At 38.6% G+C, this 23,295-nt stretch carries 17 protein-coding genes; 3 read left to right on the top strand and 14 right to left on the bottom strand.

Features of this window, described 5'->3' with window-relative positions:
• Nucleotides 1-12: 12 nt before the first annotated feature.
• From QK255_RS05535 to uvrB, 4 genes are all read right to left on the bottom strand, one after another.
• The gene (locus QK255_RS05535) at nt 13-744 is read right to left on the bottom strand and encodes an aspartate racemase (RefSeq protein ID WP_002292103.1); all 732 of its coding nucleotides are present in this window, start codon (nt 742-744) and stop codon (nt 13-15) included.
• A 3-nt stretch (nt 745-747) separates the two neighbouring features.
• Entirely contained in the window at nt 748-2,013 is a 1,266-nt protein-coding gene (locus tag QK255_RS05530) for a D-aspartate ligase (protein WP_002320122.1), read from the bottom strand.
• 262 nt (nt 2,014-2,275) lie between these two features.
• On the bottom strand, nt 2,276-5,092 hold the full coding sequence (uvrA, locus tag QK255_RS05525; protein ID WP_002313677.1) for an excinuclease ABC subunit UvrA: 2,817 nt from the start codon (nt 5,090-5,092) through the stop codon (nt 2,276-2,278).
• A 9-nt stretch (nt 5,093-5,101) separates the two neighbouring features.
• Nucleotides 5,102-7,096, bottom strand: coding sequence for an excinuclease ABC subunit UvrB (uvrB, locus tag QK255_RS05520; RefSeq protein ID WP_002292109.1), 1,995 nt, complete (start codon nt 7,094-7,096; stop codon nt 5,102-5,104).
• Nucleotides 7,097-7,354: 258 nt separating this feature from the next.
• Here uvrB and QK255_RS05515 point away from each other — a divergent pair, with 258 nt between their 5' ends.
• On the top strand, nt 7,355-8,857 hold the full coding sequence (locus tag QK255_RS05515; protein WP_002292110.1) for an amino acid ABC transporter substrate-binding protein/permease: 1,503 nt from the start codon (nt 7,355-7,357) through the stop codon (nt 8,855-8,857).
• A 1-nt stretch (nt 8,858) separates the two neighbouring features.
• Complete coding sequence (locus QK255_RS05510; RefSeq protein WP_002292113.1) at nt 8,859-9,596, top strand: amino acid ABC transporter ATP-binding protein; 738 nt, start codon at nt 8,859-8,861, stop codon at nt 9,594-9,596.
• A 44-nt stretch (nt 9,597-9,640) separates the two neighbouring features.
• Here the strand turns inward: QK255_RS05510 and QK255_RS05505 are convergent, their stop codons facing one another.
• The 6 genes from QK255_RS05505 to QK255_RS05480 form a co-directional block, all read right to left on the bottom strand.
• A complete protein-coding gene (locus tag QK255_RS05505; protein ID WP_002292114.1) occupies nt 9,641-10,789 on the bottom strand; it encodes a glycerate kinase in 1,149 nt (382 codons plus the stop codon).
• Between the two features lie 44 nt (nt 10,790-10,833).
• Nucleotides 10,834-12,162: an enolase C-terminal domain-like protein gene (locus QK255_RS05500; RefSeq protein WP_002292115.1), complete on the bottom strand. Its 1,329-nt coding sequence runs from the start codon at nt 12,160-12,162 to the stop codon at nt 10,834-10,836.
• Nucleotides 12,163-12,204: 42 nt separating this feature from the next.
• Nucleotides 12,205-13,431 (bottom strand): SLC13 family permease, encoded by a 1,227-nt coding sequence (locus QK255_RS05495; RefSeq protein WP_002342174.1) that lies wholly within the window; start codon nt 13,429-13,431, stop codon nt 12,205-12,207.
• Nucleotides 13,432-13,527: 96 nt separating this feature from the next.
• Nucleotides 13,528-14,883: an enolase C-terminal domain-like protein gene (locus QK255_RS05490; protein WP_002292118.1), complete on the bottom strand. Its 1,356-nt coding sequence runs from the start codon at nt 14,881-14,883 to the stop codon at nt 13,528-13,530.
• A 27-nt stretch (nt 14,884-14,910) separates the two neighbouring features.
• A complete protein-coding gene (gene garR / locus QK255_RS05485; RefSeq protein WP_002308995.1) occupies nt 14,911-15,807 on the bottom strand; it encodes a 2-hydroxy-3-oxopropionate reductase in 897 nt (298 codons plus the stop codon).
• A 3-nt stretch (nt 15,808-15,810) separates the two neighbouring features.
• On the bottom strand, nt 15,811-16,719 hold the full coding sequence (locus tag QK255_RS05480; RefSeq protein WP_002292121.1) for a dihydrodipicolinate synthase family protein: 909 nt from the start codon (nt 16,717-16,719) through the stop codon (nt 15,811-15,813).
• 358 nt (nt 16,720-17,077) lie between these two features.
• Between QK255_RS05480 and QK255_RS05475 the strand changes: the two genes are divergently transcribed.
• Nucleotides 17,078-18,178 (top strand): CdaR family transcriptional regulator, encoded by a 1,101-nt coding sequence (locus QK255_RS05475; RefSeq protein ID WP_002313672.1) that lies wholly within the window; start codon nt 17,078-17,080, stop codon nt 18,176-18,178.
• Nucleotides 18,179-18,226: 48 nt separating this feature from the next.
• Here QK255_RS05475 and QK255_RS05470 read toward each other — a convergent pair whose 3' ends face one another.
• From QK255_RS05470 to dnaK, 4 genes are all read right to left on the bottom strand, one after another.
• Nucleotides 18,227-19,165 carry a hypothetical protein gene (locus QK255_RS05470; RefSeq protein WP_002292126.1) on the bottom strand — a complete coding sequence of 313 codons (939 nt, stop codon included), beginning with the start codon at nt 19,163-19,165 and terminating at the stop codon, nt 18,227-18,229.
• Nucleotides 19,166-19,167: 2 nt separating this feature from the next.
• Entirely contained in the window at nt 19,168-19,794 is a 627-nt protein-coding gene (locus tag QK255_RS05465; RefSeq protein ID WP_002292127.1) for an ATP-binding cassette domain-containing protein, read from the bottom strand.
• A gap of 352 nt (nt 19,795-20,146) precedes the next feature.
• The gene (dnaJ, locus tag QK255_RS05460; protein ID WP_002292130.1) at nt 20,147-21,313 is read right to left on the bottom strand and encodes a molecular chaperone DnaJ; all 1,167 of its coding nucleotides are present in this window, start codon (nt 21,311-21,313) and stop codon (nt 20,147-20,149) included.
• A 150-nt stretch (nt 21,314-21,463) separates the two neighbouring features.
• Nucleotides 21,464-23,293 carry a molecular chaperone DnaK gene (gene dnaK, locus QK255_RS05455; protein ID WP_002292134.1) on the bottom strand — a complete coding sequence of 610 codons (1,830 nt, stop codon included), beginning with the start codon at nt 23,291-23,293 and terminating at the stop codon, nt 21,464-21,466.
• Between the last annotated feature and the right edge of the window lie 2 nt (nt 23,294-23,295).

The following is a 23,295-nucleotide window of genomic DNA, read 5'->3' as shown; positions in this document are numbered from 1 at the left end:
TCCAAGATTTTTCTACTTTTCAGATACTGTATCTAATGCTTCGTTTCTTTCAGCTAATGCACGTTCGATCGTCCGATCCGCTAAAATAGATTGAGCATCGATCACTGGGTAATGATTATCTTCAGCAAATTCATGCATCAAAGATAATTCCGTGCAACCTAGAATAACTTTTTCACAGTTTAATCGCTCTACCGCTTCCTCCAAAATCTCATAGTAGAGTTCTTGATTCAAGTGATCTGACTCTTTGATTTCATGATAGATCAAATAATTGATTTTTTCTTGAAGCGCAGTATCAGGAATCACTGTTTCGAATCCAAGATTTTTGACTTCGCGTTCATAGATTCCAGCTTTCATACTTCCTTCTGTTCCTAGAATCGCTACTCTCCCTGTCGTATGCTGACGGACAAGTTCATTTGCTGCTTCTCTTGGCATATGCAGAATAGGAATATCCGTTGCCGCTTGTAATTCTTCAAAAAAGTAATGTGCTGTGTTACAAGTCAACACAATGAAGTTTGGTCGCAATAAATTTTGTTTCTCAATATCGTCCAGCAGAAACGGCACTGGATTTTCTTCTGATCGATCTAAAATATAAGCTGTACGATCAGGAACTGTTGCATGATTGAATAAGACATAATTCAAATATTCTTGATCTTTTGTAGCTTTCGTTCGGTGGTTGATCAAGCGAACAAAACTTTCTGTCGCCATCGTGCCCATTCCGCCTAAAATACTGAAAAAATTCTCCATGAACTAGCCTTCTTTCACATGAAAATACTTTTTGAATCTTGGAATATAGTTATGGAACATATATTTCATCAACATCCAGCGCTTGATTGACCGATCTTTTTCATAAAATACAGTAGTGCCGTAACGATTTTCTTTGATCATTTGCTCAGCTAGTTTTTTGTCTTCATTTTCCCGAGCATATTCTAAAAAGATTTTTTTGGGCACACCCATCCATAATCTTGCTTTATCTGATTGATTCGTTCCATAGGTCGTTTCAACAAAGGGTTTGTTGAACACTCGATCTTCTGTGACGAAACGAGCCAGATTCAAGCCGTTCAATGTCACAAAGAAACTGCTACGTCCTTGTCTCAAATTGATTTCAAATAATTTATATTCTCCATCTCTAGGATCATACTTCATATCGAAATTGGCAAAGCCGGTATATTCGATTTTTTCCAAAAATGCTTTAATGGTTTGATAGATTTTTTCGTTATAATCTGGCATGATCACAACGTAATTTCCAATCGATGCTGGTGTAGGATCTTCTAAAAGTGGATGACCAAGACACATCATCCGAACTTGATGATCTTCATCTACATACGCATTTAGCACACGCATATTACTATCATCACCCGGGATAAAATCTTGTACGATCATTTCACTAGTATAACCGGCTTCATAGATCCGACCTAAAATCAAATCAAACTCTTCTCTCGTTTCTAGAATAAACGCTTTTTTTCTTCCTTCAAATTGAACAGAAAGGTACTCCACACTGTTTGCGGGTTTCAAAGCAACCGGGAATTCAAAAGGCAATTCCTGTTCTAAGCGTCCATTTACTAACATTTCTTCTCTGACGATCAATGTTTTAGGATACGGAAGATCATATTCTTCACAAACTTCATAAAAGCTTACTTTATTGATCAGTCTTTCAAATAAAGAATAATCAATATACGGACAGATAAAATATTCTGACAGCTCTTGCTTATGTTGAGAGATCAATTCTGCATACCCATCACCACAAGCGATCAAAAGATATTTTTTACTCTTATCAGAATATCTTTCTTTTGCCAAACGAAGCATCGTCTCGATAAATACAGGGTCTTTATCAAATCCTGGAATGACTTCTACATTGACGATTTTACTGTAGCGGGTAGGGGCTAATTGATCAGAAGCATATGCTTGGCAGACTTTGCCGTATGCTTCGTTAAAAGAACGTGCCATACCATAAACGTTCATGTCGCTTCCTAATAATATAGGGATAAATTCTTCATTTTCAATACTGTTCATCATTATCTCTCACTTACTCATAATCTCTTGTTTTTCTTTTCTAACTACACAAGGAATATCATACCATAAAGAAAAAAGCAATCAAAGGAAACTCCTCCGATTGCTCAATTCTTTTTTGAACGGATTGAACTTATAGGAAGTTTTTATCTATACCAATCAGTGTAGAAAGAACTACCATGTAATGATTCTAGAACACTAGTATTAAGAAAACAAGCACAAATTCATTTTTTTATGTTTTTTTAACTATCTCAGCGATCTATCTTCTTTATACCATTATTTTTTTCAAATAGTGACCTGTATAGCTTTCTTTTACATCAATGATTTCTTCTGGAGTTCCAGTCGCAAGGATCGTTCCTCCGCCTTCTCCGCCTTCTGGTCCTAAATCAATGATATGATCGGCTGTTTTGATTACATCTAGATTGTGTTCGATCACTAAAACTGTATTACCAGCGTCTACTAACCTTTGTAACACTTGCAGCAAACGGGCGATATCGTCGCTATGAAGACCAGTCGTTGGTTCATCTAATATATAGAAATTCTTTCCATTAGAGATTTTGTGTAATTCACTGGCAAGTTTCATCCGTTGCGCCTCGCCACCGGACAATGTCGTTGCTGGTTGTCCCATCGTCACATACCCTAAGCCAACATCAACGATCGTTTGCAGTTTGCGATGAATCTTTGGAATATGCTTGAAGAATTCTACAGCATCTTCTACCGTCATTTCCAAAACATCTGCAATGCTTTTTCCTTTGTAATGCACTTCTAATGTTTCAGAGTTATATCGTTTGCCATGACATACTTCACAAGGAACATAGACATCAGGCAAAAAGTGCATTTCGATCTTAATAATCCCATCCCCGCGACACGCTTCACAACGACCGCCTTTTACGTTGAAACTAAAACGACCTTTCTTATATCCCCGCATTTTTGCCTCGTTTGTTTGAGCAAATAACCCACGGATATCATCAAAGACACTCGTATAAGTCGCTGGATTACTTCTCGGCGTCCGTCCGATTGGGCTTTGATCGATGTCGATGATCTTTTCGATACTTTCGTAGCCGGAAATTGTCTTGAATTTACCTGGCTTGGCAGAATTCTTATTTAATTTCTGCGCTAATGATTTCTTTAAGATACTATTGACCAATGTACTCTTTCCAGAACCAGACACACCTGTTACTGCTACAAATTCTCCTAAAGGAAATTCGACACTGATATTTTTCAGATTGTTTTCTGAAGCACCAGTAATCTTGATTGCTTTACCATTACCTTTACGGCGTTCTTTTGGCACCGGGATCGATTTTTTCCCTGAAAGATATTTCCCTGTCAAAGAATTTTCGTCATTAGCTACTTCTTCAGGAGTACCTGCAGCAACGATTTGTCCGCCTTGTTCCCCTGCTCCAGGTCCGACGTCAATCAGATAATCTGCTGCCCACATCGTATCTTCATCATGTTCGACCACAACGAGTGTATTGCCAAGATCACGCATTTTCTTCAATGAGCCAATCAGTCGATCATTATCGCGTTGATGTAATCCGATCGATGGTTCATCTAAAATATACAGAACTCCAGAAAGATTCGATCCAATTTGCGTAGCCAATCTGATTCGCTGTGCTTCTCCTCCAGATAACGTTCCCGAAGCACGACTCAAGGTTAGATAGTCTAATCCGACATTTTCTAAGAATGAAAGTCTGTCATTTACTTCTTTTAAAATCGGTTTGGCAATCACTTTTTCTTGTTCAGATAATGTAAGGTTTGAGAAGAAGTCTACTGCTTTTTGGATAGACAATTCATTTGTTTGCCCAATATTCGTTCCATTGATTTGAACAGATAATGCTTGAGGATTCAAACGATAACCTTTACACGTCTGACAAGTCAATTCGGTCATATAAAGACGCATTTGCTCACGCGTGAAATCACTGTTCGTATCATGATAACGACGTTCGATATTTTTCAATACTCCTTCGAAAGTTGTTTCTACATCGCGAACGCCACCAAAATCATTTTCATAATGGAAATGGAAAAGTTCATCTGTTCCATTTAAGATGATTTCCTGATGTTCTTCCGGTAATTCTTCGAATGGTGTATCCAAATCGATACCGAAACTTTCGCAAGCCTGCGCTAACATTTGAGGATAATATTGAGAGCTGATTGGATTCCATGGAACGATTGCACCTTGACTAAGCGTCTTCGTTCTATCTGGAATGACTAAATCTTGATCGACTTCTAATTTGACGCCTAAACCGTCACAGTCTGGACAAGCTCCAAAAGGCGCATTGAAGGAGAAAAGTCTTGGTTCTAGTTCACCAACAGTAAATCCGCAATAAGGACAAGCATAGTGTTCGCTAAACAACATTTCTTCTTCGCCAATCACGTCAACCAAAGCATAGCCGTCTGCCAGTCGCAAGGCTGCCTCTAAAGAATCAAATAGACGAGAACGAATTCCTTCTTTCACAATGATCCGGTCGATGACGATTGCGATATCGTGTTTTTTGTTTTTCTCCAGCTCAGGTACTTCACTTAAATCATAGATTTCGCCATCGACTCGAACGCGGACGTATCCCTCTTTTTGGATTCGTTCGAATATTTTTTTGTGTTGACCTTTTTTCTTTACCACGATTGGTGCCATTACTTGAATCTTTGTGCGCTCAGGTAAAGCCATTACTTGATCGGCCATTTGATCTACTGATTGACTGGTAATCTCGATATGATCGTTGGGACAAATCGGATGTCCTACACGAGCAAACAACAAGCGTAAATAGTCATTGATTTCCGTCACAGTACCTACTGTCGAACGAGGGTTTTTACTTGTTGTTTTCTGATCAATAGAAATCGCCGGACTCAATCCGTCGATGCTGTCTACATCTGGTTTATCCATTTGACCTAAAAACTGGCGGGCATACGCAGAAAGACTTTCTACGTATCTCCGCTGTCCTTCTGCATACAGTGTATCAAATGCTAAGGAACTCTTTCCAGAACCGGACAAACCTGTAACGACCACGAATTTGTCTCGTGGAATCGTGACATCTATATTTTTCAAGTTATGGGCACGTGCACCATGAATCGTAATTTTATCGTTAGCCATGTTGTCCTCCTACTTCGAAGCTTTTAATTCTAAAATCATATCTCGTACATTAGCGGCTGTTTCAAAATCCAAAGCTTTTGCCGCATCTTTCATTTCTTTTTCTAATTTCATCAATAACGTGTCTTTTTCTTCCTTCGTCATTTCTTCATACGACACTTGTACCGCTTCTTTTGTATCATCTTCCGATTCTTTCGTAATAGAAATCAAATCTCGGATTTCTTTAATGATCGTTTTTGGAACGATCCCATGTTCTTCATTGTACTTCTGCTGAATCGTACGACGTCTTGACGTTTCATCCATCGCTAAACGCATAGAATCCGTCACCTTGTCTGCGTACATGATTACTTTCCCTTCTTCATTACGAGCAGCTCGCCCAATCGTTTGGACTAAGGAACGTTCGCTACGTAAAAAGCCTTCTTTATCTGCATCCAAGATAGCAACAAGAGAAACTTCAGGTACATCTAATCCCTCACGAAGCAAATTGATTCCGACTAACACATCAAATTCGCCTAATCGTAGATCTCGAATGATCTCTGTTCGTTCCAACGTTTTGATATCACTATGCAGATATTTGACTTTGATTCCTAATTCTTTGAAATAATCTGTGAGGTCTTCTGCCATTTTTTTCGTCAGTGTCGTTACAAATACCCGTTGATCTTTTTCGACCCGTTCATTTATTTCGCCTACTAGATCATCGATTTGTCCCATGATTGGACGGACTTCGATTACTGGATCAAGCAGCCCTGTCGGACGGATGATTTGTTGGATAACGGTATCAGTTTGTTCATATTCATATGGTCCTGGTGTCGCAGAGACATAAATGATCTGATTGACATGTTTTTCAAATTCTTCTAGACGAAGCGGTCGATTGTCTAAAGCAGATGGCAAACGGAAACCGTAATCTACTAGCATCTGTTTTCTCGCTCGGTCGCCATTATACATTCCTCTGATTTGAGGCATGGTCACGTGCGATTCGTCAGCCACGATCAAAAAATCTTCAGGAAAGAAATCCAATAGCGTATAAGGCGGTTCGCCTTCTTTACGTCCGTCCATATGCCGAGAATAATTTTCGATTCCTGAAGTGTAGCCCATTTCTAACATCATTTCAATATCATAATTGGTTCGCTGTTCTAAACGTTGAGCTTCTAGAAGTTTGTTTTCATTTCGTAAAACAGCTAAACGCTGCTCTAATTCTGCTTTGATATTCGCTACGGCATGCTCCATATGTTCGTCATTCGTCACAAAGTGAGTTGCCGGGAAGATTGCTACATGTTCCGTTTCTCCTAAAACTTCACCTGTCAGCGCATTGACTTCTCGGATACGTTCGACTTCATCTCCAAAAAACTCCACTCTTAAGGCACGTTCATCTCTTGAAGCCGGGAAAATCTCCACGACATCACCACGCACTCGAAAACGACCGCGCTGAAAATCTATATCATTTCTTTCGAACTGGATACTGACTAAGTCACGAATCAACTGGTTGCGATCTAATTCTGCTCCTTGTCGAATCGAAACGACTTGTTTTTGATACTCAAAAGGCGAACCTAATCCAAAAATACATGAAACGGATGCAATGACGATCACATCATTTCTTTCTAATAATGAACTAGTAGCCGAATGTCGTAATTTATCGATCTCATCATTTACACTTGAATCTTTTTCGATATACGTATCGCTTGAAGGCACATAAGCTTCAGGCTGATAATAATCATAATAAGAAACAAAATATTCAACAGCATTGTTAGGGAAAAATTCCTTGAATTCCCCGTACAGCTGACCAGCCAATGTTTTGTTATGGGCAATAATCAGTGTTGGTTTATTCACTTTCTCAATAAGATTGGAAATCGTATATGTTTTCCCTGTTCCAGTCGCACCTAATAAAATTTGTGCTTTTTTCCCGCCGACTACGCCATCCACTAATTGGTTAATCGCTTCAGGCTGATCACCAGCCGGTTGGTATTTCGAGACAAGCTCAAAGCGTCGGGAGGTATCTCTTTCAATCATTCTTTGTCCTCCTTTTCATTCATTCCTTTTCATTTTACGACCAATAAAAAGAAAAGGAAAGCAAAGGCATTCCTTACTAAAAAATTATACCACACCGAACATACTTTCGCCACTTTTTTCTCTCATTCTCCATGTTATGTTTTATAACATATAATGTTAGAAACTCGCATTTTTTTCATTTTTTCGAGCCTACAGTCTTGTCTGATTCAGCACTTTTCGCCTATAATAATAAAATATTGGAAATTTAGGAGGTTGATTATGAAAAGAAAGCATTTATTTCACTCATTTGTTTTCTTAATGACAGGACTTGTGACACTTGCGTTTGGTCATGTTGCACAAGCTGACAACACTACAACGGCAGAGTCAAGCACAAGCGAGACAATGCAAAAAATAGAGCCCAAAAAAGACGTATACGTAATTGCTAGCGACTCTGCTTTTGCTCCATTTGAATTTCAAAACGCAAACGGCGAGTACGAGGGCATCGATGTAAAATTGATGGAAAGCATCGCCAAACTGCAAGGATTCAACATCCGAATGGACTATCGTGGATTCTCCGCTGCTTTGCAAGCTTTAGAATCAGGACAAGCAGACGGGATGATTGCCGGAATGACGGTAACGGACGAAAGAAAGAAAAGCTACGATTTTTCTGATTCTTACTTTGACAGCGGAATTCAATTAGCTGTCAAAAAAGGCGACACTTCGATCAAGTCTTATGAAGATTTGAAAGGAAAAACAGTCGGAGCAAAAGTTGGAACCGAAAGTGCAGAATTTTTAAGCGATCATGAATCTGAATACGGCTATTCTATCAAATATTTTGATGCTGCAGATCAATTGTATGACGGGTTGAAAGTTGGCGCAATTGATGCCATGATGGATGATTATCCAGTAATTGGTTATGCGATCAAACAAGGACAAGAATTGGAAACACCAATTGAAAAAGAATCTGGCGGAAAGTATGCATTTGCCGTCAAAAAAGGGCAAAACCCTGAACTTCTTAATATGTTCAATGAAGGATTGAAAGAATTAAAAAGAACAGGCGAGTACGATAAGATCATCAAAGAATATGTAGCAGATGGTTCAGAATCTTCTAGTGATTCTTCCGCAGCTGATGAATCGACATTTCTTGGACTTATCCAAAACAACTATCAAGCATTGTTAAAAGGACTTTGGCGAACGATTCTCTTGACTTTGATCTCCTTCGCTTTGGCTATAGTAATCGGTGTGATTTTTGGATTATTCAGTGTAGCACCAATACGCGCGCTTCGCACGGTTGCTAGCATTTATGTCGATATCATCCGTGGGATTCCGATGATGGTTCTTGCATTCTTTATTTTCTTTGGATTGCCTGGTATCGTTGGATTTACGATCCCCGACTTCATCGCTGGTGTTATCACCTTGACTCTTAACGCAAGTGCTTATATCGCAGAGATTGTTCGAGGCGGAATCAATGCCGTTCCTGTCGGACAAATGGAAGCTTCTAGAAGTTTGGGTCTTTCTTATAATCGGACGATGCAAAAAATCATTTTACCACAAGCGATACGCATCATGATTCCATCATTCGTGAATCAGTTCGTTATCTCATTGAAAGATACAACGATCATTTCCGCAATTGGTGTAGTCGAATTGCTACAAACTGGTAAAATCATCGTTGCACGTACGACACAAAGTACGTATGTTTATTTGATCATCGCGATCATGTACTTGATTTTGATTACAGCATTGACAAAATTAGCGAAAGTTTTAGAAAAGAAGGTGAAGTAAGATGGCAGAAAAAATCTTAGTTGAGCATCTAGTCAAAAAATACGGCGATAACACAGTATTAAACGACATCAACGTATCCATCAACGAAGGAGATGTCGTCTGTATCATCGGCCCTTCAGGTTCAGGAAAAAGTACATTCTTACGTTGCTTGAATCGTTTAGAAGAACCTTCTGACGGTGAGATCATTATTGACGGCGCCCACTTGATGGATAAAAGCACAGATATCAACTTGGTGAGACAACATATCGGAATGGTATTCCAGCACTTTAACCTATTCCCTCATCTTTCTATTTTGGAAAACATCATTTTAGCACCGATGGATCTGAAGAAAGAATCCAGAGAAGAAGCAGAGAAAAAAGCAATCAAATTGCTACAGACAGTTGGTCTAGAAGATAAAAAAGATATGTATCCTGAAATGCTTTCCGGTGGACAAAAACAGCGTGTAGCTATCGCTCGTGCTCTAGCGATGAATCCTGACATCATGCTTTTTGATGAGCCTACTTCTGCACTCGACCCTGAAATGGTCGGTGATGTCTTGAACGTCATGAAAAAATTGGCAGAACAAGGTATGACGATGGTTATCGTTACGCACGAAATGGGGTTCGCTAAAGAAGTAGCCAATCGCGTCATGTTCATTGACGACGGTAACTTTTTAGAAGATGGAACGCCTCAACAAATCTTTGAAAATCCGCAAAATGAACGGACAAAAGATTTCTTGAATAAAGTATTAAATATTTAATAAAAACCAAAAATGCACGGTCGCCATGAAGGGACCGTGTGTTTTTATCTTCTTATTTTCTCACCTAACTGTATCAGTCGCATCGCTTGTTCTCCTGCACAAACAAGCAATCGCTCTACCTGTTCCATCGCATAAGAAAGTTCCATCGGTTCATTGATGATATCAAGTACATAGTCGATACCAGTTTCATAAATGGTCGAAAGATTAGCCGAGGCACTACCGACGATAGCTATAACAGGAATATCATATTTTTTGGCTAGAATAGCAATCCCAACTGGTGCTTTTCCATTCAAAGATTGACCGTCCATTCTCCCTTCACCTGTAATGACAACATCTGCCTTTTTCATGTATTCTTCAAGCTTTAAAAGTTCAAGGATTTTCGAGATTCCTTGACACATTTCTGCATCGCAGAACGCCAACAGACCTGCTCCTAAACCACCTGCCGCACCTGCACCTTCCATTTCTAGAACGGTTATCCCTAACGTTTCTTGGATCTTTTGACCATAATGACAGAGTGCTTCATCTAATTTTAACACTTGCGCTCCAGAAGCTCCTTTTTGTTTCCCATAAATAAAAGAAGCGCCGTTTTGCCCACATAGAGGGTTGGAAACATCAGATAAAATGTAAAAAACAGTCTCTTTCAACCTTGGATTAATATTAGATATATCAATGGAATCAATCATTGCGATTTCTTTCGCGCCAAGCGCTATCTCTTTTCCATCGGCATCTTTAAAAGACACTCCCAAAGCTTGGGCCATACCCACTCCGCCGTCGTTCGTTGCACTTCCACCAATACCGATATAAATTTCTTTTACACCATGGGCTAGTACTTCATTGATGAGCTCGCCTGTTCCATAAGATGTTGCTTCCATCGGATTCATCTGATTGGTTCCAACAAGCATCAAACCGGAAGCTTGAGCCATTTCGATCACGGCACGCTCGGTATCAATCAACCCAAATTTTGCTTGAACCATTTGCTGATACGGTCCAGTCACTGTGATGTATCGATATTCTCCACCGCACCCCTCAATGATTGCATCAACAGTACCTTCTCCACCATCTGCAATCGGGATCTTGAGTACATCTGCTTGTTTCTCCACTCGTTTGATTCCTTCTTCAATAGATGCTTCTACTTCAAAAGTCGAAGCACTTCCTTTATAGGAGTCTGACGCAATGATGATTTTTTTCTTCATGCTACACCTGCTTTTTCTACCATAATCAACATGACTACTTTAAGCTATGGACGTACTAAACATGGCTTTTTGTGATCAAACGTCCATCCTGGAATTAAGAATTGCATTCCTACTGCATCATCTCTTGAATCTAATTCGTTGTCTAAATAGAGCTGATGTGCCTTTTCTACTTTCTCCATATCTAGTTCTACACCTAAACCAATGATTTCTTCTGTCAACTTGATTTTCCCATCTCTAATAACGAATGGTCTTTTTGATAATTCCTGTCCATCTTGCCAGATCCAATGAGTGTCGATGGCTGTGATCTCACCAGGTGCCGCCGCTGCTACATGCGTAAACATCGCAAGTGAGATATCAAAGTGATTATTGGAATGAGAGCCCCAAGTCAATCCAAAATCATGACACATTTGCGCTACTCTGACCGAACCATCCATTGTCCAGAAATGGGGATCTGCTAATGGGATAGATACGCTTTGCAAAGCTACAGAATGTTGCATTTGTCGCCAGTCTGTAGCTACCATATTTGTGGCTGTTGGTAATCCAGTTGCTTTTCTGAATTCCGCTAATGCTTCTCTTCCCGATAATCCATTCTCAGCCCCACAAGGATCTTCCGCATAAGATAAGATACCATTCATTCCCTTGCATAAATCAATTGCTTCTTGCAAAGACCATGCGCCATTTGGATCTAGCGTGATCCTAGAGTTTGGAAAAGCTTTTTTCAAAGCACAGATCGTCTTTATCTCTTCCTCACCTTCTAAGACGCCTCCTTTTAATTTGAAATCCTTAAAACCGTATCTTTCATGTGCAGCTTTCGCTAAAGAGACGATCGAATCAGAAGTCAATGCTTCTTCTCTTCTCAGTCGACCCCATTCATCAGACTCATCGTCACCTAGCAAATAAGGCAACGTCGTTTGTCTAGAATCTGCAATATAAAACAGATATCCTAGAACGTCTATCTCATCTCTTTGCTGTCCATTTCCTAAAAGCGCAGCAACTGGAACTTGAAAGAACTTGCCTAATAGATCAAGAAAAGCTGATTCAATAGCTGTTACTGCGTGAATCGTTGTGCGCAAATCATAAGTCTGCAATCCTCGACCACTACTATCCAAATGATTGAAATTATGATGGACTTTCTTCAACACATTTTTATATTCACCGATTGTTTTACCAATAAGCAGTTGCTTTGCGTCTTCTAAAACCTTTTGGATATTTTTCCCTCCCGGCACTTCTCCTACACCGATTTCTCCATTGTCTGCTGTCATCAAAAATAGATTTCTCGTAAAATAGGGGCCATGAGCACCGCTTAGATTCAGTAGCATACTGTCATAACCTGCGATTGGTATAACTTTTGTATCAATTATTTTCGGAATCATCTTTTTTCTCCTTTTTGTTTTAATTTCTAATTGCCTAGCTTATTAAAAAATTCCTATAGCAAATCCTACCAACGTCCAAACGATGCTGATTCCCCACAATTTGAAGAAAGAAAAGCGAATATACTCTCTAATTGTTTCTCCTCCAAGGTCGCAGGCCATGATGATTTGAGGCTGTGCCACGATAGAAGCAAATGCACCAACATTGAAAAATAACGCTAACACGATAATATCTGCAGCAACTCCATATTGTTCTCCTACTGCTGTTATAATGGGAACTAAGGCAAAATACCAAGTATCATTAGTGAAAATGAACATCAAAGGTGTATTCAACAGTGCGATAATGATATGAAGATAGGGTCCCATAGAAGAAGGCACGATCTCAACTAAAGTCATGACCATTTGTTCCATCATCCCCGTTCCTTCCAATACACCAACTACGACTCCTGACATAAAGACGATCGGTGCTATGGGATAGGTAGCCGCAGCATATTTGCTGACCAGCTTGTTTTGCATCTTGCGATCTGGATAATTGATCACTAGTGCAAGGATTAAACCAACGGCAAAAATATAAAATTCTGGAAAAGAAGTAACGATAAGTAGCGTGACCACAGCTATTGTCAAGCAGAGATTGAACCAAAAAAGTTTAGGTCTTGACATTTCGGAAAGCTCTGGTTCTTCTCCCACTAATGTACCTGCTTCTATATTCTTTTTAATAAATCCATTTCTTTTTTGGCTTTTCTTTCCTAAAAAATAAGCGAATATCATGGTCAAAATCGTCATCAATATCATCAAAGGAATTAGTTTTAAAAAGACATGCATCGTACCAAGTGAAGTCAAAAAAACCAGAATCATCGGATCAATCTTTAATTTTTTAAACAACGGTAATAGTAATGGGATAACAATCAAATAAGTAGACATGACACTCCCGTCTAATGTTGCAAGGATAGCCAACGGTACAGTAAAACTACACAGGATTGGTCCACCAATCTTCATTTTCTTCAGCACTTTATAGATCAAAATCTCAAATAATCCAGCATCTGTCATTAATGCAAAATACGGTAACGAGAACATAATCATTAAAAAGATACTTCTAGTGAGATCTAGTCCAGATATAATATGTTCTGTTGTCTTGGATAAATCAGCACCGCTTAGAAATGAAAAAACAAGGGGCAAAATCGCAAAACAAACCAAAATATTCAGTTTATCTTTCATTAGCAGAAAAGTGATGACTCCCATCATTGCGAAGCCTAAAATTGCTAAATAACTCATGCCGTAATCTCCTTCAACCATTTTTTCATAATTGATCCAGCTGGCAAGAATAGGAGAAAAGTCAGCTAGTTTCATCAATTATCTTTTATTACATGTTTAGCGCACCAAACAAGGTCTACTTGAATCAAACATCCAACCTTTAATTAAATATTGCATTGCTAACGAGTCATCACGATCCCTATATTTCTTTTCAATTTTTTGATATAGGTGATGCGCTGATTCAAGTTTTTCCATATCTATTTCGATGCCTAATCCAGGCTTATCTGTCACTTTGATTTTTCCATCACGAATAACTAAAGGATCTTTGCATAACGCCTGTCCATCTTGCCAAATCCAGTGTGTATCAATAGGAGTGATTTTTCCAGGAGCCGCTGCTGCACATTGCGCAAATACAGCTAAGGAAATATCAAAATGATTATTAGAATGCGATCCCCAAGTCAATCCGAAATCATCTAATATTTGAGCCATACGAATACTTCCATTCAACGTCCAAAAATGAGGATCAGCCAACACGATATCTACAGCTTTTGTTTCTAAGGCATGATAGAATTGTCGCCAATTCGTCGCAATCATGTTCGTTGCCACTTGATGCCTTGTAGCTGTCTTGAATTCTGACATGATCTCACGACTAGAAAATCCTTGTTCAGGACCACATGGATCTTCGACATAGGAAATCATTGATAATTTGTCTTTACACAGATCAATTGCTTCTTCTAAAGACCATGCACCATTTGGATCGATATTGATTCGTGCATCGGGGAAAGCGTCGTGCAGTGCTTCTATCGCTTTCATCTCTGCTTCCCCCGAAAAAACTCCGCCTTTCAACTTGAAATTATTGAACCCATATCTTTCTTTCACCGCTTTTGCTTGAGCAACAATTTCTTCAGGTGTCAATGTTTCTTTTCGACGAAGTTCGTCCCATTTATCTTTACATGAAGATTCCACTAAATATGGCAAATCAGTCTTCTCGCAATCTGCGATATAAAATAGATAGCCAAGGACTTCAACTTCGGCTCGCTGTCTTCCATCTCCAAGCAATGTACACATCGGCATATTTAGATGCTTTCCTAATAGATCAAGCATAGCGCATTCAACTGCTGCTTCTGCTTGAACAACAAATTTCATATTTTTCAAATCTAAACCTTGCAGACCCTGTCCATCATTTCCTTTTGCCAACCAACCTTTTTTACGAATAGTTGTAATCACTTGTCGGTAATCAGCAATTTTCTGACCTTCTACCAAAGGAATATAACTTTCTAGCATCTTTGTAATATCTTCTCCGCCATGAATCTCTCCCACTCCTCTTTGACCAGTCTCATCTTCTAAAACAACGATATTCCTTGTAAAGTAAGGGGCGTGGGCTCCACTGAGAGTCAGAGTCATACTGTCATAACCTGCTACTGGATAGACAGCCATTTTCATTATTTTGGGTATCGTATCAATCGTTCTCATACACTAGTTCCTCTCTCTTTACGAAAATCAAACTGTATCTTTACTTTCGATTGTCAAGTTATTTATTTTTTCGTAGTAACACGCAATAGCTGAATGATCTTTTTTCTCCAAACCGTCATTTTTTAGTACTTGCATGATTTCCATCAATTGAGCTGTCAAAGGAATTCCGGCATTTATCATATGTGAGGTATCTAACGCATTCTGTAGATCTTTGATGTGCAACTCTATTCTGAATCCTGGATCAAAATCTCGGTTCAAAATCATCGGTGATTTAGCATCCATAACCGTACTCCCTGCTAATCCACCACGAATCCCTTGATAGACCAACTCGGGATCAGCACCTGCTTTAGTAGCAAAGGATAAAGCTTCACCGACAGCGGCGATATTGATTGCGACGATTATTTGATTAGCTAGTTTAGCAATGTTTCCCGCACCTACCTCACCTATATAAGTGACTGAACTTGCCATTGATAGGAGCAACTCATAGCATTGATCAAAAACTTTCTTTTTCCCACCGACCATAACAGCGATTGTTCCGTCAATTGCTTTTGGTTCTCCTCCAGATACCGGCGCATCTAAGAACTCTACTCCAAGTCCTGCAAGCTTTTCTGCAAATCGCTGACTAGAAACAGGATTAATCGAACTCATATCGATTACGATCTTGCCTTCACTGATTCCAGCGGCTATCCCTTCTTCTGAAAACAATGCGGCTTCCACATTCGGAGAATTCGGTAACATAGTAATTACGATATCTGATTGATTTGCTAACTCCTGACTATTTTTTGCTGTTGAAGCTCCAGCTGCTGCAACTTCATCCATATTCGATTGATTGAAATCATAACAGATAACCTCATAACCATCTTTTATTAGATTTTTTGCCATTGGTTTACCCATGATTCCTAGTCCTACAAATCCGATTTTCATTTCTTATTCCTCCATATCTCGTTTATTTATGATTTTTTCAAGTACTTCAGACATTTCTTTCTTTAATTGATCGGAAGACGTCGTGTTCGGTAAAATACTTGCTCCAACATCTAGTCCAATCAAATTACAAGCATCTTTTGTAGCTATTGGAAATGATGCACGGTCAAACATATTCCTAAATTCTGTCAATTCAAATTGCGCGTTTCGCGCGGAAGACAAGTCGCCAGTGCAATAATGTTCATAAATAGAGACGACTAATTCAGGGACAACATTCGCTGTAGATGCAACTGCGCCGACCGCCCCATAGACAAGAGATCCTAAAATCAAGGTGTCTCTTCCAGCCATTACTTTGAACTCCTCATTCTCAGTACGTCGAATATATTCTGCTGTCAAATGTACATTCCCACTACTATCCTTAATTCCAACAATATTCGGATACTGGGAAAGACGAACGACCAAAGAAACACTTAGACTATATCCAACTTTTCCAGGATTGTTATATAGCAAAACAGGTAGATGAGGCACAGCCTTTGCAATCGTGATTATGTGTTGATACAATTCGTCATCTGTAGGAGAAATGAACATCGGTGGCAAGATCGATAAACCATCAGCACCGTTTTCCTCTGCTGTTTTTGCCATCAACACTCCTTCCTTCGTCGTGATCGATCCAATACCCATATAAACTGGTACACGTTTATTGGCTGATTTAACGATTGTTTGGAGACCTTTCTTTTGTTCCTCTTTATCAATCGCAAAAAACTCTCCGTTACTTCCAAATGCTAAAATACCATTGACGCCTCCTTGAATCACATGTTCAACCATTCGTTCTAATGGTGCAGTTTTTATCTGATTCTCTTGATTTACCGGTGTAACAATTGGGACGATAATCCCTTTGACTTTTTCAATATCCATGCATTCTCCTCCTAGGGATGTTCATCACAACATAAAAGTGATTTTTTTCACAATCGTTTCTTCAATATTCATGCTACAAATCAATATCGCAATAATTATAAGAACGTTTTCATAATAAAAAGTATATATTTTCACAATGATTTAGGGTATGGTACAGGTAACAGAAATAATTCATCTTTTGATAAGATTATTCGTTATCCATCACAATTATCGATGATTTCTACAGGATAATAATCATTTTTTTTAAAAATAAATGTTATATTAGAAGTCTTGTTGATTTATTATTGAATTTCCTTTATATTTTTATGTAAACGTTACCTTTTGCTGTTTTACTGTATTTTCTTACAAGGAGAACTAGATGAACATCTCTAAACAATTAGCACGGAATATTGTCAAAAATCTCAAAGATGTACTAAAACAAGAAATCAACTTTATCGATACAGAGGGCATAATCATTGCAAGCACCGATGAGGAACGGATCAGGACCCTCCATGAAGGGGCAAAAATCGTTTTGGATACGAAAAAAGAAGTTTTTATCAGCGAAGACGGCCAATTCAAAGGAACGAAGCGTGGAATCAACGCCCCGGTGTATTTTGAACAACATATCATCGGTATAATTGGACTGACCGGTGGAAAGGAAGTGAAAAAGTATGCTGAAATTTTAAAAAAAATGACAGAAATACTCATAAAAGAGGCATATCTGAAAGATTTTACTTTTCAATTAAGGGAGAGACATCGTCTGACGATCGAATCGCTATTGTTTCCTTTCAGTCATTTTGACTCTCCTCACTTGATCGAGCTTGATTTTTCTTCTCCATATTATGTAGTTGTGGGGCAACTTCCTGACAATCAGGAATTGTATCAAGAGCAGATCACCCCTTTATTAGAGTTACTTGAAAGGGTCTTTTCTTACTACAGTCAGGCTTTGTTCACTGTACATAGGCAACAAATCATTATCCTAGTCAATCGCATTTCCAGAGCCTTATTGATATCGTTACTTGACAAAGTCCAGACAAATTTTGACAAATCGTATCAGTTACAACTGAACTTCGGAATTGGGTCGCTTTGTTATACAGAGCAGGAGACACCGCAATCTTTCCTTCATGCCCAGCATGCTTGTGAATGGATAACTTTCCATCAATCTGTGAACGAGATCCGCTTTTTTGAAGATTTAGACCTCGGGATCCTTTTACCAGCAATCCCATCAGGTCAACGATCATTATATGTAAACCGTATTTTGAAAAGCTTGACAGAAGAAGAAGTACATTTATTCAAGAAAACTTTGACATGCTTCAGTAAAAATAACGGAAGTATCAAAAAATGTGCAGAAGAATTATTTATTCATAAAAACACCTTGCAATATCGACTGAATAAACTCCATTCTCTCACTGGTTATAACCCTAGAAACTATGATGATTATCTTATTCTAAAGCTAGCTTTTTTGTTGATACAAATATGACGATTACAAAAAACCAGATGAACATAAGGTTGTCCGTCTGGTTTCTACTTATTTCTCAGTAGGACTGCTCCACATTCGTTGTAATTTTTCCATCGTCCATATATAAATAATGATGCCTATACCGATAATCACAATATATTCTATACCAAACTCAACCCGCGTCCCCGAATTGATCCTAAAAGTTGAAGCGTTTGTGTTAAATATTTTAGGATATAGATATAACAAAATATTCTTGAGATCATATTTTCCTAGTGGTGGCAAAAAAAGAAAATAACTTCCTAAGAGACATAGGCTGACGAAAGAATTCTTTACGACTGTTGTAAAATAATAACAAACTAAAAAGGAAAGAAATGCAAACCCCAATAGGACACTCAATTGAAGCGGCGCTTTCTCAAGATAAGATATTTGCCTAATTAACGCTTCATCGATTTGTGTCGATTTGTCAGCCTGAACAAAAAATCTTGAAAAAGACTGCAACATCAAAAATAAAATGAGGGAAGCAAGTATAAAAATAATCAAACTAAGAAACCCCGCTCCTATCTTATGACGATTGATTTGCCATTGAGAATCCAAACAGCGCCTGATTTTCATTGTATAGTATTTGATATCTGCATTTGCTATTACTATCCCGTATACCCCCGAAAAAAAAGGAAAGAGAACAAAAAACGAAGAAGACAATAATTGGTTGACCCCGTTTTGGACATTTAAAGCAGCAAAACTGGAATGATAAGCAACGTAATGATATTTCAACGGATTGTCAACTATTTCAGTATTTTGGTTCATACTGATAGAAAAAGGTTGTTCAAGTATTTCTTGGATCGTTTCACCCCTTGCCAAGGCTTCCTCTACATAATATTGGAAATGACGAAGATGACTTTGAATGAGCATTACTTGAGAAACGAACATCAAAGTAGAAAGCAACAATATTATTGAAAGAAAAAGGTAAAATATTTTCGAACGTCTTTGATAATAAAATTCAAAAAGCATTTTTACCTCCTTTTTGTTGAAATAAAAAAGCTGCGTAAATCCTCGGACGTGATAGGTTCTATTTTTCCGTTTTTTACATTTAATAACTCATCAGCCATTTCCAAGTAATATTCTTCATGACCACTTAAGATGACTGTAGCTTCTTTTTTCAGCTGAACCAAGCAATAAAGCAGCACTTTCCGATTCTTTTGATCTAATCCATTCAACACTTCATCTAATAAAACAACTCGCGGCGCAAGCAACAATAGCAATAGCAGCGAAAGCATCTTTTTTTCTCCCAGAGAATAGTTCTTAACTTTCACATACGATAAAAATGAAAGGGGTAAAAAATCGATTTTTTGTTTAGAGATTAGTTCTTTTATTTGCCGATTTTTTGTCAGTAAAATCAGATTATCTAATCCAGTTAGATTCAAGTAAAAAGGGGTAGAGTCAAAAACACAAAAACAACTACCTGTTTTTTCAATCGTTCCCGAGTAGCTATCAATACCGACAATGCAGCGAAATAAAGTCGTTTTGCCAATGCCATTATCCCCATAAAGATAATAGATTTTATTTTGATCAAATGTGAATGACAGATGATCAAATAAGATTTTTTGCCCAAATCGTTTAGAAAAATCGATAAGTTTCATAGACAAACTCCTGAATAGATTAGTACCATGTAGAACCACCATTACCATGTACTCCAACCATATACTTTTTTAATTTCTTCAATCAAAATGAACTAATTCAATCAATCGAGTTTTTTATTTATTTATATTTTACCAAAATATAGTAATGGCTCATTATCAACTTTTTATCAATATAGAAAGTGATAGCCATCCCCTTATTTCATTTCTTAGATTCCTTTTTCCCCTAATAAACGCTATTGAAAACTAGCATTACTAAGTGTTAATACATAAAAAAATAAAAGACTTACCATTTTTTCTAGAAATAGAAAATTTTGGTAAGTCTTTTTGACACTTGTGTTTTTTACTAGAAAAGCTACTTCCGCTTTTTCCCACCAAAAGCATCTTTGAATTTATCGAAGAAACCATCTTCTTGTTGTTCTTCTACTTTGATGCCGCCAGCTTCAGCGAATGCACGTAACGCTTCTCTTTGTTGTTCATTTAGATTTTTCGGCGTGATCAGTTTTACTTTGACATGTTGGTCGCCTGTTGCACCACCACGTAACTTTGGAGCGCCTTTTCCACGTAAACGGAAGTTCGTACCTGTCTGTGTACCAGCAGGAATCTTCAGTTTCACATCTCCATGGACAGTTGGTACTTGGACTTCATCCCCCAAAGCTGCTTGTACAAAACTTAAAGGCAATTCATAGTAGATTTCAGAGCCTTCACGGTCAAAGATATCACTTTCTTCTACACGGAAGACCACATACAAATCACCAAATGGTCCGCCGTTTTCTCCGGCTTCTCCTTGACCAGCTAAACGCATTTGTTGTCCTTCTTCTACCCCAGCTGGTACATTCACTTTGACTGAGTGAGCTTTCTTCTCATGACCTGAGCCATGACAGGTTGGACAAGGTTCTTTGATTTCTTTTCCTGTACCATGACAAACATCACAAGTTTGACGGCTCATCACTCGTCCAAGCGGTGTTTGTCGTTCTACATTGATCGTACCTGCACCATGGCATTTATGACAAGTAGTTGGTTGCGTACCTGGTTTTGCCCCATTTCCGCCACAAGTATGACAGATTTCTTCCCGATTGTACTTGATTTCTTTCTCTACGCCAAAAATTGCTTCTTCAAAAGATAAGTCGATCGTATATTGCAAATCAGCACCTTGACGAGGCGCATTGGGATCGACTGAACGACCTCCCCCTCCAAAGAACGAGTCGAAGATATCTTCAAAACCACCGAAGCCGCCGCCAGAGAAGCCGCCGAATCCACCAAATCCGCCACCAGCTCCACCAGCACCGTAATTTGGATCTGTACCTGCATGCCCGTATTGGTCATATGCAGCGCGTTTTTGCGGATCACTTAAAATTTCATAAGCTTCTGATACTTCTTTAAATTTTTCTTCTGCATCAGGTTCTTTATTGATATCAGGATGGTATTTTTTTGAAAGCTTACGATAAGCTTTCTTTATTTCATCTTCTGATGCTCCTTTTGAGAGCCCTAAGACTTCATAATAATCACGTTTTGTTGCCATAGGCTTTCCTCCTATTGGTTCTCATCATTTTCACGTCGCTTGTTATCATATCATATTTTGTTTGAAACAAAAACCGATACTTCAAACTATTTTTCAAAAGAAAAAGCCAAAGTAGCAACTTTGGCCTTCTCTCGAAATTCAGTGAACTGATTATTTATCGTCGCCATCGACTTCTTCAAAATCAGCATCAACGACATCATCTGCTCCGCCTTGAGCTGCTTCTGGGTTTTCTTGAGCTTGTTGTTGTGCCGCTTGTTCATATAGTTTAACAGTCAAGTTTTGAACGATTTCGTTCAATGCATCGCGTTTAGTTTTCATTTCTTCAATGTTGTTTGCTTCAACAGCGGCTTTCAATTCATCGCGAGCTGTTTCTGCTTTTTTCACTTCTTCTTCGTCTACTTTGCCTTCTAATTCTTTCAATGTTTTGTCCACAGAGAATAGCAATGCGTCTACATCATTACGTAGGTCAACTTCCTCTTTACGAGCTTTATCTGCTTCAGCGTTTGCTTCTGCATCTTTTACCATACGTTCGATTTCTTCGTCTGTTAGACCTGAAGAAGATTTAATCGTGATTTTTTGTTCTTTTTGTGTACCTAAATCTTTCGCAGATACATTTACAATCCCGTTTTTATCAATATCGAATGTTACTTCGATTTGTGGGATACCACGAGGAGCTGCTGGAATATCTGTCAATTGGAATCTTCCTAGTGTTTTGTTGTCAGCAGCCATTGGGCGTTCACCTTGTAATACATGGATGTCTACTGCTGGTTGATTATCTGCTGCAGTTGAGAACACTTGTGATTTACTTGTTGGGATCGTTGTATTGCGGTCAATCAATTTAGTGAATACACCGCCCATTGTTTCGATACCTAATGACAATGGCGTAACGTCAAGTAAAACAACATCTTTTACATCACCAGTGATCACGCCGCCTTGTATAGCAGCACCCATCGCAACTACTTCATCAGGGTTAACTGATTTGTTTGGTTCTTTTCCTGTTTCTTTACGTACTGCTTCTACAACTGCAGGGATACGAGTAGATCCACCGACCAAAATAACTTCGTCGATTTCTGATTGTGATAAACCTGCATCTTTTAGTGCTTGACGTACTGGTACTTTCGTACGTTCTACTAAGTCAGCTGTTAATTCATCAAATTTTGCACGTGTCAATGTCATTTCCAAGTGCAATGGTCCAGATTCACCGGCTGTGATAAATGGCAAACTGATTTGTGTGCTTGATACGCCAGATAAATCTTTTTTCGCTTTTTCAGCGGCATCTTTCAAGCGTTGTAACGCCATTTTGTCTTGAGATAAGTCAATGCTGTTTTCTTTTTTGAATTCTGCTACCATGTAGTCGATGATTTTGTTATCAAAGTCATCCCCACCTAGATGGTTGTCACCAGCTGTTGACAATACATCAAAGACACCGTCTCCTAATTCAAGGATTGATACGTCAAAAGTACCACCACCAAGGTCGAATACTAAGATTTTTTCGTCACGATCTGTTTTATCCAAACCATAAGCAAGAGCAGCTGCAGTTGGTTCATTGACGATACGTTCTACTTCTAAACCAGCGATTTTACCAGCATCTTTTGTTGCTTGACGTTGTGCATCGTTAAAGTAAGCTGGTACAGTAATAACTGCTTTTTCGACTTTTTCACCTAAGTAATCTTCTGCAAATCCTTTAATATATTGAAGAATCATTGCTGAGATTTCTTGAGGTGTGTATGATTTGCCTTCTACATCTACTTTGTAACCAGCTTCACCGATATGGCGTTTGATTGATGAAATCGTATTTGGGTTTGTTACAGCTTGACGTTTTGCCACTTCCCCTACTTGGATTTCTCCATTTTTGAATGATACAACAGAAGGTGTTGTACGGTTTCCTTCTGGGTTAGCGATGATTTTTGCTTCGTTTCCTTCTAGTACTGCTACTGCAGAGTTAGTCGTACCTAAGTCAATACCGATAATTTTACTCATAA

The sequence above is a fragment of the Enterococcus sp. ZQ21 genome (genome assembly GCF_030053755.1).
GTDB classification, from domain to species: Bacteria; Bacillota; Bacilli; order Lactobacillales; family Enterococcaceae; genus Enterococcus_B; species Enterococcus_B lactis.
Note: the sequence above shows the minus strand (reverse complement) of the source record. Positions and strands in the feature narration are given on the sequence as shown.